The sequence below is a fragment of the Streptomyces sp. IBSBF 3136 genome, assembly GCF_036815105.1.
Lineage (GTDB): Bacteria > Actinomycetota > Actinomycetes > Streptomycetales > Streptomycetaceae > Streptomyces.
The window spans coordinates 263-14,527 of sequence record NZ_JAJSZC010000054.1 but is presented as its reverse complement, the minus strand read 5'-3'; the positions used below and the strand labels follow the sequence as shown (position 1 = coordinate 14,527).

13 protein-coding genes and 1 pseudogene are annotated in these 14,265 nt (G+C 73.1%); 9 read left to right on the top strand and 5 right to left on the bottom strand.

The annotated features are described in order from the left end of the window. Positions 1–98 precede the first annotated feature (98 nt). The 5 genes from V7E45_RS14450 (at position 99) to V7E45_RS14430 (ending at position 7,188) form a co-directional block, all read left to right on the top strand. The gene (locus V7E45_RS14450; protein WP_333774546.1) at positions 99–839 is read left to right on the top strand and encodes a response regulator transcription factor; all 741 of its coding nucleotides are present in this window, start codon (positions 99–101) and stop codon (positions 837–839) included. Next, positions 836–2,470, top strand: a complete 1,635-nt coding sequence (locus V7E45_RS14445) for a sensor histidine kinase (RefSeq protein ID WP_333774545.1) — start codon at positions 836–838, stop codon at positions 2,468–2,470. The genes V7E45_RS14450 and V7E45_RS14445 overlap by 4 nt, the downstream gene beginning before the upstream one ends. A 13-nt stretch (positions 2,471–2,483) precedes the next feature. Then, a complete protein-coding gene (locus tag V7E45_RS14440) occupies positions 2,484–3,977 on the top strand; it encodes a bifunctional glycosyltransferase family 2/GtrA family protein (protein ID WP_333774544.1) in 1,494 nt (497 codons plus the stop codon). Further along, on the top strand, positions 3,974–6,202 hold the full coding sequence (locus V7E45_RS14435; RefSeq protein ID WP_333774543.1) for a glycosyltransferase family 39 protein: 2,229 nt from the start codon (positions 3,974–3,976) through the stop codon (positions 6,200–6,202). Before V7E45_RS14440 ends, V7E45_RS14435 begins: the two co-directional genes overlap by 4 nt. A gap of 230 nt (positions 6,203–6,432) precedes the next feature. Further along, entirely contained in the window at positions 6,433–7,188 is a 756-nt protein-coding gene (locus V7E45_RS14430) for a TetR/AcrR family transcriptional regulator (RefSeq protein WP_333774542.1), read from the top strand. A gap of 45 nt (positions 7,189–7,233) precedes the next feature. On the opposite strand, the gene V7E45_RS14425 is transcribed toward V7E45_RS14430, so the two are convergent. Continuing rightward, entirely contained in the window at positions 7,234–7,704 is a 471-nt protein-coding gene (locus V7E45_RS14425) for a PPOX class F420-dependent oxidoreductase (RefSeq protein ID WP_333774541.1), read from the bottom strand. 222 nt (positions 7,705–7,926) lie between these two features. Here V7E45_RS14425 and V7E45_RS14420 point away from each other — a divergent pair, with 222 nt between their 5' ends. Together V7E45_RS14420 and V7E45_RS14415 are read left to right on the top strand one after the other, a co-directional pair. Further along, on the top strand, positions 7,927–8,613 hold the full coding sequence (locus tag V7E45_RS14420; RefSeq protein WP_333774540.1) for a GAF and ANTAR domain-containing protein: 687 nt from the start codon (positions 7,927–7,929) through the stop codon (positions 8,611–8,613). Between the two features lie 40 nt (positions 8,614–8,653). Continuing rightward, positions 8,654–9,358, top strand: a complete 705-nt coding sequence (locus V7E45_RS14415; RefSeq protein WP_333774539.1) for a GAF and ANTAR domain-containing protein — start codon at positions 8,654–8,656, stop codon at positions 9,356–9,358. On the opposite strand, the gene V7E45_RS14410 is transcribed toward V7E45_RS14415, so the two are convergent. The 3 genes from V7E45_RS14410 to V7E45_RS14400 form a co-directional block, all read right to left on the bottom strand. Then, a complete protein-coding gene (locus tag V7E45_RS14410; protein ID WP_333774538.1) occupies positions 9,341–10,162 on the bottom strand; it encodes a YceI family protein in 822 nt (273 codons plus the stop codon). The two genes, V7E45_RS14415 and V7E45_RS14410, sit on opposite strands and share 18 nt — an antisense overlap. Before the next feature lie 178 nt (positions 10,163–10,340). Next, positions 10,341–12,866 (bottom strand): MFS transporter, encoded by a 2,526-nt coding sequence (locus V7E45_RS14405; RefSeq protein WP_333774537.1) that lies wholly within the window; start codon positions 12,864–12,866, stop codon positions 10,341–10,343. A 13-nt stretch (positions 12,867–12,879) separates the two neighbouring features. Further along, on the bottom strand, positions 12,880–13,383 hold the full coding sequence (locus V7E45_RS14400) for a MarR family winged helix-turn-helix transcriptional regulator (RefSeq protein WP_333774536.1): 504 nt from the start codon (positions 13,381–13,383) through the stop codon (positions 12,880–12,882). 204 nt (positions 13,384–13,587) lie between these two features. On the opposite strand from V7E45_RS14400, the gene V7E45_RS14395 reads away from it, so the two are divergent. Beyond that, positions 13,588–13,791 (top strand): hypothetical protein, encoded by a 204-nt coding sequence (locus tag V7E45_RS14395; RefSeq protein ID WP_333774535.1) that lies wholly within the window; start codon positions 13,588–13,590, stop codon positions 13,789–13,791. A 12-nt stretch (positions 13,792–13,803) separates the two neighbouring features. Here V7E45_RS14395 and V7E45_RS14390 read toward each other — a convergent pair whose 3' ends face one another. After that, complete coding sequence (locus V7E45_RS14390; protein WP_333774534.1) at positions 13,804–13,995, bottom strand: hypothetical protein; 192 nt, start codon at positions 13,993–13,995, stop codon at positions 13,804–13,806. Between the two features lie 73 nt (positions 13,996–14,068). Between V7E45_RS14390 and V7E45_RS14385 the strand changes: the two are divergent. Beyond that, positions 14,069–14,265: pseudogene (locus V7E45_RS14385) on the top strand (AraC family transcriptional regulator); the annotation flags it as partial.

Here is a 14,265-nt window from a genome sequence, read left to right as displayed (position 1 = left end):
GGCACCCAGGCGTTCGCTGAGAGGCTCCTGTGTGTTTCTCAGGAGAATCACAGATTCGTGAAAGCGTGTTCTCAGAGGCCCCCGACAGGGTGTCCACCATGACCACGACCTCGCCCCAGGGGCGCACCGAACTGCTGAGGCCGGACGGGAGCCCCGTCCGCGTGCTTGTGGTGGACGACGAGTTGTCGATCACCGAACTGCTGAGCATGGCCCTGCGTTACGAGGGCTGGCAGATCCGGAGCGCGGGTGACGGGCAGGGCGCCCTGCGGACCGCGCGCGAGTTCCGGCCCGACGCCGTCGTCCTGGACATGATGCTGCCCGACATGGACGGGCTCTCCGTGCTGGGCCGGCTCCGCCGCGACCTGCCCGACGTGCCCGTCCTCTTCCTCACCGCCAAGGACGCCGTCGAGGACCGAATCGCCGGGCTCACCGCGGGCGGCGACGACTACGTCACCAAGCCGTTCAGCCTGGAGGAGGTCGTCGCCCGGCTGCGGGGTCTGATCCGCAGGTCCGGGGCCGCCGACCGGCGCTCCGACTCCGTCCTCGTCGTCGGCGACCTCAGCCTGGACGAGGACAGCCACGAGGTCGCGCGGGCCGGGGAGTCCATCCACCTCACCGCGACCGAGTTCGAGCTGCTGCGCTTCCTCATGCGCAACCCGCGCCGGGTGCTCAGCAAGGCGCAGATCCTGGACCGGGTCTGGTCGTACGACTTCGGCGGCCAGGCCAACGTGGTCGAGCTGTACATCTCCTACCTGCGCCGGAAGATCGACGCAGGACGCGAGCCCATGATCCACACCCGGCGCGGCGCCGGTTACCTGATCAAGCCCGCCGTGTCATGAGCGGACGGCGACGGCCGCGCCCGCGGCAGCGACGCGCGGCCCAGCCGCGCACCCTGCGGACGCGGCTCGTCGTCGCGTGCGTGGTGCTGGTCGCCGTGGTGTGCGCGGTGATCGGCACGGTGACCACGCTGGCGCTGCGCTCGCACCTGTACTACCAGCTGGACGGCAAGGTGTCCGAGATCGCCCGGCGCGCCACCGGCCACATGCAGCAGGGCCCGGACGCACCGGCCGTCCCCGGCCCCGCGCCGCAGACGAACGACACCCCGGCCGAGAAGGTCACCAACCTGCTCACCAGGGGGCCCACCCAGCGCAACACCGTCGCCGCCTACGTGCGCGACGGCGCGATCACGAGCGCCGCCGTCTCGGAGCAGCTGGACTACGACAACGGCTTCTTCCGGAAGATGCGCGCCGACGACCTGAGCACCGCGCAGAAGAACGCCCTGAACACGGTGCCCAAGGACGACAGGGCGTACACCGTGGAGCTCCCCGGGCTCGGCGACTACCTCGTCCGCTACCGGGTGTCCATGGACAGCGCCGACGCCTTCTACGTCGCGCTGCCCACCAAGGACGTCGACGACAACGTCAACGCCCTGATCCTCATCGAGGCCAGCGTCACCGTGGCCGGGCTGGTGGCCGCCGCCATCGCCGGGTACGTGCTCGTCGGCGTCGCCACCCGCCCGCTGCGCAAGGTAGCCGCCACCGCCACCCGGGTCTCCGAACTCACCCTGCACACCGGCGAGGTGAACCTCAGCGAACGGGTCCCGGAGTCCGAGTGCGACCCGCACACCGAGGTCGGCCGGGTCGGCGCCGCGCTCAACCGGCTGCTGGACCACGTGCACGGCGCCCTGCACGCCCGCCAGCAGAGCGAGACACGGGTACGGCAGTTCGTCGCCGACGCCAGCCACGAGCTGCGCACCCCGCTCGCCTCCATCCGCGGGTACGCCGAGCTGACCCGGCGCGGCCGCGAACAGGTCGGGCCCGACACCCGGCACGCCCTCGGGCGGATCGAGTCCGAGGCCGGCCGGATGACCCTGCTCGTGGAGGACCTGCTGCTGCTGGCCCGGCTGGACGCCGGCCGTCCGCTCCAGTTCGAGCGGACCGACCTGCTCCCGCTGATCGTCGACACGGTCAGCGACTCCCGCGCGGCCGGCAGGGACCACAGCTGGCGGCTCGACCTGCCCGACGAACCGGCCCTGGTCACGGCGGACGCGGCACGGATCCAGCAGGTGCTGGTCAATCTGCTGGGCAACGCCCGCAAGCACACCCCGCCCGGCACGACCGTGACCGCGCGCGTGCAGCGGCGCGGGCCGTGGATGTGCGTCGACGTCGAGGACAACGGGCCGGGCATAGCGCCGGAGTTGCTGCCGCACGTCTTCGAGCGGTTCGCCCGCGGGGACTCCGCGCGCTCGCGCGCCACCGGGTCGACCGGGCTGGGGCTCGCCATCGTGCAGGCCGTCGCCGCGGCGCACGGCGGTGCCGTGACCGTGGACAGCGTGCCCGGCCGCACCGTGTTCACCGTGCACCTGCCCGCGTCCGCCCCGGCCGTCCCCCGGCCGGCCGCCGAAGTCACCGGGCGGTCCCCCTCACAGGCGCAGCACAGCACCACCACATGGGTGCGACAGGGCGCCTGACGACAGTCGGTGCATGCGAACCGACTCTTCTCCCGGCACCCTGCCGGCGCGGGAGCACCTCCCGGCCACAGACGCCGGAACGCCTGTCCTGGACGTAGTGATCCCCGTCTACAACGAGGAGAAGGACCTCCAGCCGTGCGTCCGCCGACTGCACGAGCACCTGACCCGCACCTTCCCGTACGCCTTCCGCATCACGATCGCGGACAACGCGTCCACGGACGGCACCCCGCTGGTGGCGGCGCGGCTGGCGGCGGAACTCCCCGAGGTCACCGGCTTCCGGCTGGAGCAGAAGGGCCGCGGCCGCGCCCTCGGGACCGTGTGGTCCGCCTCCGAGGCGCCGGTCCTCGCGTACATGGACGTCGACCTGTCCACCGACCTCAACGCCCTGCTGCCGCTGGTGGCACCGCTGATCTCGGGCCACTCGGACCTGGCGATCGGCTCCCGGCTGGCCCGCGCCTCCCGGGTGGTGCGCGGCCCGAAGCGCGAGTTCATCAGCCGGGCCTACAACCTGATCCTGCGCGGCTCCCTGCAGGCCCGCTTCTCCGACGCGCAGTGCGGCTTCAAGGCGATCCGCCGGGACGTCGCCCAGGTGCTGCTGCCGCTGGTGGAGGACACCGGCTGGTTCTTCGACACCGAGCTGCTGGTGCTCGCCGAGCGGGCCGGGCTCAGGATCCACGAGGTGCCGGTCGACTGGGTCGACGACCCGGACTCCACCGTGCACATCGTGCGCACGGCCACCGACGACCTCAGGGGCGTGTGGCGCGTCGGCAGGGCCCTGGCCACCGGCTCGCTGCCGTTGGACCGGCTCACCCGGCCGTTCGGCGACGACCCACGCGACCGCGACATCCAGGACGTGCCCCGCGGCCTGGCCCGCCAGCTCGTCGGGTTCTGCGTGGTCGGCGGCCTCTCCACGCTGTTCTACCTGCTCCTCTACAGCGGCTTCCGGCAGTTCGCCGGCTCGCAGCCGGCCAACGCGCTCGCCCTGCTGGTCTCGGCGGTCGCCAACACGGCCGCCAACCGGAGGCTTACCTTCGGGGTGCGCGGCCGGGGCGGCGCGGTCCGCCACCAGGCGCAGGGCCTGGTGGTCTTCGCCATCGGACTCGCGCTGACCAGCGGCTCCCTGGCCGCCCTGGACGCGGCCGGCGGCAGCCCGGCGCACTCCACCGAACTGGCGGTGCTCGTCGCCGCCAACCTCGCGGCGACCGTACTGCGCTTCCTGCTCTTCCGCGCCTGGGTCTTCCCGGACCGCGGTGCGGAGCACGGCGCTTCGGCGCCGGCCGCCCCGGACGCCCCACGCGCACCGCACATCCCGCACGCCCCCCACGCCCCGTACGCGCCCGCCGGCGCGACGGCCGTGCCGTACCGGCCGGTTCCGCACCAGCCCTACCCCTCGTACCCGACCACCCAGATCCGCGCCGACGAGGCAGCGGACACCGGCTGGAGGGACGCCACCATGCGGCTCCAGCCGGTGCACCCTCACGACACCGACCCGGGGGACCTTCGATGACCACCGACTACGACCGGACCGAGGCGCACGGCGCACCCGACTGGGGCCCGCCACCCACGGCTCCCCCCGAGGCCCCCGGGCCCGGCGCGCCCCGGCGGACCCCGCCGGGCAGGCTGTGGCGGGGCCGCCCCGAGGACCCCCGCTGGGCCCGCCCGGCCTTCCTCGGCCTGCTGGTCCTCACCCTCGTCACCTACCTGTACGACCTGAGCGCCTCCGGCTACGCGAACTCCTTCTACTCGGCGGCCGTCCAGGCGGGCAGCACGTCCTGGAAGGCGTTCTTCTTCGGCTCGCTGGACGGGGGCAACGCCATCACCGTCGACAAGCCCTCGGCCTTCATGTGGCCGATGGAGCTGTCGGTGAGGATCTTCGGCCTGAACTCGTGGGCGATCCTCACCCCCGAGGTCCTCATGGGCGTCGGCACGGTGGCGGTCGTGTACGCGGCCGTACGACGCCGGTTCGGTCCGGTGGCCGGTCTGGTCGCGGGCGCGGTGCTGGCGCTCACCCCGGTCGCGGCGCTGATGTTCCGGTTCAACAACCCGGACGCCCTGCTGGCCCTGCTGATGTCGCTGGCCTGCTACTTCGTCGTACGGGCCGTGGAGGACGGACGCACCCGGTGGCTGGTGTGGGCGGGGGTCGCGATCGGCTTCGCGTTCCTCGCCAAGACGCTCCAGGCGTTCCTGATCCTGCCGCCGCTGGCGATCGTGTACGCCGTCTGCGGTCCGGTGCGGCTGCGCAGGCGGCTGGCGCAGCTCGGCCTCGCCACGGCCGCGCTCGTCGTGGCCGGCGGCTGGTGGGTGGCGGTCGTCGAGCTGTGGCCGGCCTCCTCACGCCCCTACGTCGGCGGTTCGCAGGACAACAGCTTCCTGGAGCTGACCTTCGGCTACAACGGCCTCGGCCGCATCAGCGGCGACGAGACCGGCAGTGTCGGCGGCGGCGGTGGCGGCAACGGCGCCGGGCGCTGGGGCTCCACCGGCTGGGACCGGATGTTCAACTCCGAGATCGGCGGCCAGATCTCGTGGCTGATCCCGGCCGCGCTGATCCTGCTGGCCGCGGGCCTGTGGGCGACCCGCAGGGCCCGGCGTACGTCCGTCACGCGCGCCTCGTTCCTGGTGTGGGGCGGCTCGCTGCTGATCACCATGGTGGTCTTCAGCTACATGGCGGGCATCTTCCACCAGTACTACACGGTGGCCCTCGCGCCCTACGTCGCGGCCGTCACCGGCATGGGCGCCGGGCTGCTGTGGGAGAAGCGCGCGAAGACCTGGGCGTCGATCACCCTCGCGGGTGCCGTGGTGGCCGCGGCCGCCTGGGGCTACGTCCTGCTGAACCGCACCCCCGGCTATCTGCCCTGGCTGAAGTGGCTGGTCCTGGTCGGCGGGCTCGCGGCCGCGCTCGGCCTGGTCTTCGCCGGCCGGCTCACCCGGCGGCTCGCGCTGGGCGCGGCGGCGGTGGGTCTGCTGGCCGCGCTGGCCGGCCCGACGGCGTACACGCTCAGCACGGTGAACTCCGCGCACACGGGCTCCATCCCGACGGCCGGCCCGGCGGGCGCGAGCATGATGGGCTTCGGCGGCGGTCCGGGCGGCGGGATGCGCGACGGGGCGCGCGGAGGCTTCGGTGGCGGCATGCCGGGCCCGGGGCAAGGCCAGGGACAAGGCCAGGGCCAGGGCTTCCCGGGCGGCGGCATGCCGGGGCGGAACGGCGGCACCCAGGGCCAGAACCAGCCGGGTCAGCAGGGACAGCAGGGACAGCAGGGACAGCAGAACGGGAACGGGTTCCCGGGCGGTGGCTTCCCCGGCGGCGGTGCGGCAGGCGAAGGCGGCCGTGCGGGCGGCGGCGGTGCCGGCGGCCTGCTCGACGGCGCGAAGGTCAGCTCCGCGGCCAGGAGACTGCTGGAGACGGACGCGGGCGACTACACCTGGGTCGCCGCCTCCATCGGCTCGCAGAACGCGGCGGGTTACCAGCTGGCCACCGGTGACCCGGTGATGGCGATCGGCGGCTTCAACGGCACCGACCCGTCTCCGACGCCGGCCCAGTTCGAGAAGTACGTGGCGGAAGGGAAGATCCACTACTTCATCGCCGGCGGCGGCATGGGCGGCGGCATGGGCGCCGGCACGGCAGGAGGCACCGGCTCGGGCTCGAAGATCAGCTCCTGGGTGCGGAGCAACTTCAAGAAGGTGACGGTAGGTTCGGCCACCTTCTACGACCTCACCCGGAAGGCGAGCGGCTGACGAGCGGCTGAGGAATCCGCCCGCGAGCGGCACGGGACGGGGAAGGCGGTGGCCGGAAGGCCACCGCCTTCCCGTGTCCGCGCCGTGCGCCGTGCGCCGCGAAGGAGCCGGGCGGGGTAGGCGCACGGCCCAAGGGGTATGTGGTGGATCGCGCAGTTTCCCGCGCTCCCGGGGCGGCCCGCGCGCCTGGCATCCCCGGGAAGGGGCCGGAGTTCGAGAGAGGTGCGTCGGTGGCGAAGGCTGGTGCTGGGGCGGCGCGGGAGAGCGTCTGGCTGGAGGGCGGGGCGCGGCGCGGCGGGCGCAGCGCGCAGCCCTCGGGTCTCGACCGCGAGCGGATCACCGCCGAGAGCGTGCGGCTGCTGGACGCCGGGGGGCTCGCGGGCTTCTCCATGCGGCGGCTGGCCGCCGCGCTGAACGTCACCGCGATGTCCCTGTACTGGTACGTGGACACCAAGGACGACCTGCTCGAACTCGCCCTCGACGCGGCCTACGGCGAGCTGCGGCTGCCCGCCGAGCGGGACGGCGCCGACTGGCGGGCGGAACTGCGGGAGCTGGCCACCGGGTACCGGGCGCTGCTGGTCCGCCATCCCTGGCTGTCGCCGCTGGCCGGCCGGTACCTCAACATCGGCCCCCACGCGCTCGCGTTCTCCCGCGGTGTGCAGCACGTCGTCCGCCGGGCCGGGCTGCCCGCGCACCGGGTGACCGGTGCCATCTCCGCCGTGTCCCAGTTCGTGTACGGCTACGGCACGCTGGAGGGCCAGTTCCTGTCCCGTATCGCGGACTCCGGTCTGACCCCGGACGACTACTACCAGCGGGCCATGAGCTCGGCCCGGCGGGACCCGGGGGCCGCGGACTACCTCCAGGAGTCCCAGGAGATCAGGGACGCGCGCGGCGGTGACACGGTCGCCGAGATGATGGACCGCGACTTCGCCTTCGCCCTCGACCTGCTGGTGGCCGGCATCGAGGCGATGGTCGAACGCGGCTGACCGGGACCTGTCGTCCGGATCGTGCCGCGCGGCGCGGGGCGGGCCCTACGCGTCGCCGGCCAGCCGAGCCGGGAAGCCGCCCGTCGCCACCGGCCCCCAGCGTTCAGGTGTCACCCGGATGATCGACTTTCCCTGCTTGAGCATGGCCGCGCGGTACTCGTCCCAGTCCGGGTGCTCGCCGGCGATGTTCCGGTAGTACTCGACCAGCGGCTCCACCGAGTCGGGGCTGTCGACGACCTCCGCCGTGCCGTCGATCTGGACCCAGGGGCCGTTCCAGTCGTCGCTCAGCACGATGAGGCTGACCCGGGGGTCACGCCGGGCGTTGCGGGTCTTCGCGCGCTCCGGGTACGTGGAGACCACGATCCGGCCCGAGTCGTCGACCCCGCAGGTCAGCGGGGAGCCCTGCGGGTCGCCGTCGGCGCGCCGGGTGAGCAGGATCGCGCGGTGGCGGGGGCGTACGAAGTCCAGCAGTTCGGCCGGGGACACACGGGTGTTCGTCGCGATGTTGGGTGCCATGGGCGCAGCCTAGAGCGAGCGGGGTCCGCTCAGCCTGACCCTGCTGGGCACAGGCTCGGGATGTCGCCGCGGCACGGCGGCCGCGGGCGGTCCGGGCCGGTCGGGCATCACCTCACCTCAATGGAGCAGCTAAAGTGCAGGTGTCGTGTGCTCGCAGTCGGGAATGTGCTGCGGAGCTCTCCTGAGCATGGCCGTGGGGCCGTGTCATCCGAGAGGTTCGTGGTGGCTTCGTCTGACATTTCTGATCTCGAACGCTTTGCGGACGGCCTTGAGCTGGCCGAAGCGCTCACGGTGGCGGCTCAACAGCTGCATGAGACCACCACCCCGCACGCCACGCTCAGCACCGCCGTCCAACTGGCCGTGCACCTGCTGCCCGGAGCCGAGCACGCCGGGGTCAGCGAACTGGAGCGTGGCGAGAGCCTGCGTACGGTCGCCTGGACCGACGACGTGGTGCGGGACGCCGAGAACCCGGCCCTGCCGCACTGGGAGCGGCTGTGGACCTCACCCGTGGTGCGGGTGGCGGACGGCAACGGCGCACCCGGGCAGGGCGCGCTGTCCGGGTACGGGCTGCGCTCGGTGCTGTCCATGCGGCTGCGCTCGGACAAGCGCCGGCTGACCGCGCTGACGGCCTACTCCCGTGATCCGCACGCCTTCGACGAGACCGCCACCCGGCTCGGCCGCCTCCTCACCACCCATGTCAGCCTCGCCCTGAACTCGGTGACGGTCCGGGAGCAGCTCACCGAGGCCATGCACACCCGGGACCTCATCGGCCAGGCCACCGGCATCCTCATGGAGCGGCTCGACATCGACGCGGCGGCCGCTTTCGAGAGCCTGGTCCGCGCCTCCCAGCGGGAGAACACCAAGCTCCGTGACCTGGCCCGGCGCATCGTCCGGTCGGCCGACTCGTAGGTTCCCGCATCGGCGGCCGCAGCCGGGATACCCGTAGGACATGAGACCTGACACATCGGAGGCGCTGGAGCAGGTCATGGCGCGCGGCGGCGGACTGGACACGCTGTTGCGCGACCTGACCGACCGCGCGGTGGGCGAGGTGGCCGGTGCCGCCGCCTGCAGCATCACGGTGAGCCGGTCCGACCGGCTGCTGACCCTCGCCGGGAGCGGGACGCTGCCCGGCGGGCTCGACCAGCGGCAGTACGAGAACGGGTCGGGCCCGTGCGTCGACGCGGCCGAGACCCGCCAGGAGCAGTACGCGCCGGACCTGGCCGACGAGGCGCGCTGGCCGGAGTACACGGCGTACGCCCTGTCCACCGGGGTGCGCTGTGTGCTGGCGCTGCCGCTGGACGTCGAGGACGAGGCGGGCGCCGCGCTCAACCTGTACGGCACCGTGCCGGGCGCGCTGGGCGAGGACCGGCCGCGGGCCCGGGACCTGGCGGCCCGGGTCGGCGCAGCGGTGAACACCGCGCTGCGCGTCGAGCGCGAGCGCTCCTCCGCCGCCGACGTGCGGCTCGCGCTGCTCTCCCGCAGCGTCATCGACCAGGCCGTCGGCATCGTCATGGCGCGGGAGCGGCTCGACGCCGAGGCGGCGATGCGCCGCCTCGTGAGGGCCTCCCAGGACCGCAACGTCAAACTGCGTGACCTGTGCGCCCGCCTGGTGGCCCGGGTCGGGGGCCGGGCGCCGTCAGGCGGTGGGCAGTGACTCGCCCTGGACCGCCTGCACGTCCAGCTCGATCCTGAGCGTCGTGCCGATGGCGGCGATGCCCGCCTGCAGGACCTGGTTGTAGTTCATCGCGAAGTCCTCGCGGTGCAGTTCGGCGGTGGCGCGGAAGGCGGCGCGGGTGCCGCCCCACGGGTCGGCGCCGGTGCCGAGGTAGGCCAGGTCCAGATCGACCGGGCGCACCACCCCGCGCATGGCCAGTTCGCCGTGGACCGTCCAGCGGTCCGGGCCCGCCTGGGTCAGACCGGTGGAGCGGTAGGTGATCTCCGGGTGCCGCTCGACGTCGAGGAAGTCGCCGGAGCGCAGGTGCGTGTCGCGCATGCCGTTGCCGGTGTCGACGGACGCGGCCCGGATGACCGCCTCCACCCGGGACTTGGTGATGTCGTCGGGGGCGATCTCGATGGTGCCGCCGAACTCCGTGAACCGGCCGTGCACGCTGGAGATGCCGAGGTGCTGGGCGACGGCGGCGACCGAGGAGTGCGCCGGGTCGATGGTCCAGGGGCCGGGCGGCGGCAGTTCGCCGCCCCCCTGCCGGGCCAGCGTCACCGTCCCGACCTCGGCCCGCCCGCTCGCGGTGACGATCGCGCTGGAGGCGGCGGGCGCGTACCCGACCGCGGTCACGATCACGGTGTACGCCCCCGGCGTCAGCTCGGTGGTGTCCCGTACGGCGCCCTCGGGGTCCGCCTCGGCGCGCAGCACCTGCGTACCGGTCATGTCGGTCACCGTGACGACCGCGTGCGAGACGGCCCATCCGTCCCGGGTGCGGATCCTCGCGGTCAGTCCCATCCCGTTTTCTCCCTGGAAAGCCATACAAATCGGTCGGATGAAACCGGCCCGGGGGGGGGGGGGGGGGGGGGGGGGGGGGGGGGGGGGGGGGGGGGGGGGGGGGNCCCCCCCCCCCCCCCCCCCCCCCCCCCCCCCCCCCCCCCCCCCCCCCCCCCCCCCCCCCGGGCCGTGGGTCGAACTACTCGCCGGGGTGGGCGAGTTCGACGTCGTGGTCGTCGACACCGGCGCCGGCGACGGTCAGTGCGGTGGCCACCGGGGGGTAGCCGGTCGCGATGACGGTGTACTCGCCGGTGTCCAGGTCGGTGAAGGCGTACGCCCCGTCCGTCCCGGTGGTGGCCGTGCCGACCACGTTGCCCGCCTGGTCCACCAGGGTCACCCGGGCGTCGGCCAGCGGGCCGTGCGGGGCCCGGACGACACCCTGGAGCCGGGCGCCGGCGTCCAGGTCGACCTCGACCCGGGTGATCCCGGTGGTGGCGACCTCGACGGGCAGCGCGCGCGGCCGGTAGCCGCTCGCGTTGACCGCGACGGTCACCGTGCCCGGCACCAGGTCGGTGAAGGCGAACTCGCCGTGCTCACCGCTGGCGGCGGTGGCCAGCAGGTCCCCGCGCACGTCGGTGACGATCACCATGGCGTCCTTGACCGGCAGCGCGCTGCCGGCCGCCCGGACCACACCGGTCAGGCCGCTGGTGCCGCTGAGCAGGATGTCGTACGCCAGCGGCTCCTCGCCCACCACGACCGTGGATGCCTGCGGCTGGTAGCCGTCGGCGGAGGCGATCAGCACGTACGAGCCGGTGCCCGGCGCGTCCACCGCGTAGGAGCCGTCGGCCTGGGCGACCGCGCGGCCGAGCTGGCGGCCGGCCAGCGAGATCAGGGTGACCGCGGCCTGCGGGACCGGGGCGCTCTCGGCGCCGCGGACGAAGCCGTGCACCGGGGTGCCGTCGGCGGCGCCGGACCCGGCGACCGTGGCGACGGCGGCGAGCTGCTGCGTCGCGGTGGCGGCCGCCGGGGCCGTGGCCGCGGGCGCGGTCTCGGCGGCGACGGCGAGCTGCGCCGGGATCTGCTGCGCCTCGGCGACGGCCGGGGCGGCGGCCGGGTCGGTCACCGGGGCCTCGCCCTCGGCGGCCTGGGCGAGACCACCCTTGGTCCGCAGCGGGACCTCCTTGATGAACAGCGTGATCAGGAAGGCGACGGCGGCGAGGGCGGCCGCGATCAGGAAGACGTCCGCGATGCCGTGGCCGTAGGCGCTCTCCAGCAGCGTCCGGATCGGCTTCGGCAGCGCGTTCATGTCCGGGATGCTGTCGGTGGAGCTGGAGCCGGCCAGGGCGGCCTGGTACTTGGGGCTGAGCGCGGAGATGCCGTCCTTGACGTAGTGCGTGATCCGGTGGGACATCACCGCACCCAGCGCCGAGACGCCGACCGCACCGCCGAGGGAGCGGAAGAAGGTGACCGTGGAGCTGGCCGAGCCGAGGTCGGAGGGCGCCACCTGGTTCTGCGTGGCGAGGACCAGGTTCTGCATCATCATGCCGATGCCGAGACCCAGCAGGGCCATGAAGATGGCCATCTTCCAGTAGTCGGTGTCGTACCGGATACCGCCGAGCAGCGCCAGGCCGGCCGTCACCAGGACGCCACCGCTGACCAGCCACGCCTTCCAGCGGCCGGTACGGGTGATGAACTGACCCGAGACGGTCGAGGAGATGAACAGGCCGCCGATCATCGGGATGGTCAGGACGCCGGACATCGTGGGGGACTTGTCGCGGGCGAGCTGGAAGTACTGGCTGAAGAAGACCGTGCCGGTGAACATCGCGACACCGACGAACAGCGAGGCCAGCGACGCGAGCGTGATGGTGCGGTTGCGGAACAGGCGCAGCGGGATGATCGGCTCGCTGGCCTTCGCCTCGACGAGGACGAAGAGCGCGCCGAGCAGGACCGAGCCGCCGACCATCGTGTACGTCTGCCAGGACACCCAGTCGTACTTGTCACCGGCGAAGGTGACCCAGACGAGCAGCAGGGAGACGGCGGCGGAGATGAGGGTCGCGCCGCCCCAGTCGACCTTGACCTCGCGCTTGACCACGGGCAGGTGCAGGGTCTTCTGCAGCACGATCAGCGCGATGATCGCGAAGGGGACACCGACGTAGAAGCACCAGCGCCAGCCCAGCCAGGAGGTGTCGGTGATGACACCGCCGAGCAGCGGGCCGCCGACGGTGGCGACGGCGAAGGTGGCACCCAGGTAGCCGGAGTAACGGCCGCGCTCACGCGGGGAGATCATCGCCGCCATGACGATCTGCGCCAGGGCGGACAGACCGCCGACGCCGATGCCCTGCACCACACGGCAGGCGATCAGCATGCCGGGGTTCTGCGACAGGCCGGCCGCCATCGAGGCGACGACGTAGATGATCAGGGCTATCTGGACGAGCGCCTTCTTGCTGTACAGGTCGGCGAGCTTGCCCCACAGGGGAGTGGCCGCGGTCATCGACAGCAGGGCGGCGGTGACCACCCAGGTGTAGGCGGACTGACCGCCGCCGAGGTCGCCGATGATGTGCGGCAGGGCGTTGGAGACGATCGTGGACGACAGGATCGCCACGAACATGCCGAGCAGCAGCCCGGACAGGGCCTCCATGATCTGCCGGTGCGTCATCGGGGCCTGGCCTGCGCCTCCCCCGTGCTTGGCGTGAGCCCGCACACCGGCTGGTGTGGTCGTTGCCATGGGCTTCCTTCTCTTACGTGCTTGCGGGTGTACGGGTGGTCTCTTCGAACACGGGGGCCGTGGCGGACGCGTGCCGCGGCGGGGCGGACCGGCAGTCGCCGAAGCTGGCGCGCAGCCGCGTCATCAGCCGGATGAGCTGACCGACCTCGTCGTCGGTCCAGTCGCTCAGCCGCTCGGCGAGCAGGTGCGTGGTCCGCAGGGTCAGCTCGTCGAGCTGCTCAAGGCCCGCGGGCGTCAGGCGCAGGATGCGCGAGCGCTTGTCCGCGGGGTCCGGGTGCCGCTCTATCCAGCCGCGCGCGGCGACGTGCGCGACGTGCCGGCTGGTGACCGACATGTCCACGGCTAGCAGCTCGGCGAGCTTGCTCATGCGCATGTCGCCGTGGCGGCCCAGCAGGGTCAGCACGGCGGCCGACCCGGTCGGGCAGTCGGGCGGCAGGATGCGCCCCAGGTCCCGCTTCACGGCTCCGACGGCACTGAGCTGACGCACCAGCTCTTCGTACTGCGCCTGCTCGGCCATCACACCTCCCGCATTCGTTGCTTAGGGCAACCATAGATAGGTTGGTTGCTGCAGGCAAATACATGGGGTCGACTGGGCGCAAAAACTCGGCAAAGGCAAGTATTGCGAACGTAAATATGCAGGTGCGCGCGGGCGGGGTGCCCCTGTCTGTCCCGGTGGCCCCGCACTTGGGCCGGACCCCCGGATTCGCTAGTGTCTCGGGCCATGGCTAACACCCAGGGCCCCCAGGGCAACTACGACCCCGCAGGCAGCACCCAGATGTTCCGCGCGTTCGTCGACGAGGCCCCCCAGGGGCGGCAGCAGCAGGCGGCGGCCTCCTCCTCGGGCCCCCGCATCGGTCTGATCATCGGCGTCGTCGTGGCGCTCGTCGTCGTGGCGGGGGTCGCCGCGCTGGCGTTCGCCAAGTAAGGCCCCGCGGCCCTACTCCCACCGGACGGAGGCGTCGCGCGTCTCGATGTGCATGCCGAGCGGCACGCGCCAGGCGTCGACGCACACCGTCCAGGTGTGGTCCGTGCGCGCCCCCGGGCCGATCGGCACCGGGAGCGCGGCGGTCGACTCCACCGTCCCCCAGTCGACGCCGAGCGCGCCGATGACGTGCGTCCCGAACGTCACCGTGCCCGAACGTACGGGCTTACCGCCCGAGTTACGGAAGGGCACGGTCACCTTCTCGCACCAGCGCCGGTCCGTGTCCGCGCGCTCGGCGGCACCCCAGGTGAGGTCCGCCGGCGCGGGCGACGCCGTACGGGAGGACGTCGGGCCCGGCGCCGGGCGGCTCGGAGCGGCCGTGCCCCGGCCGGTCGCGCTCGGCGCGGCAGTCGCCGGTCCCGCGTGCCCGGAGGACTGCGACGGCCCCGACCCGCCGGGCGGGGGGGGGGGGGGGGG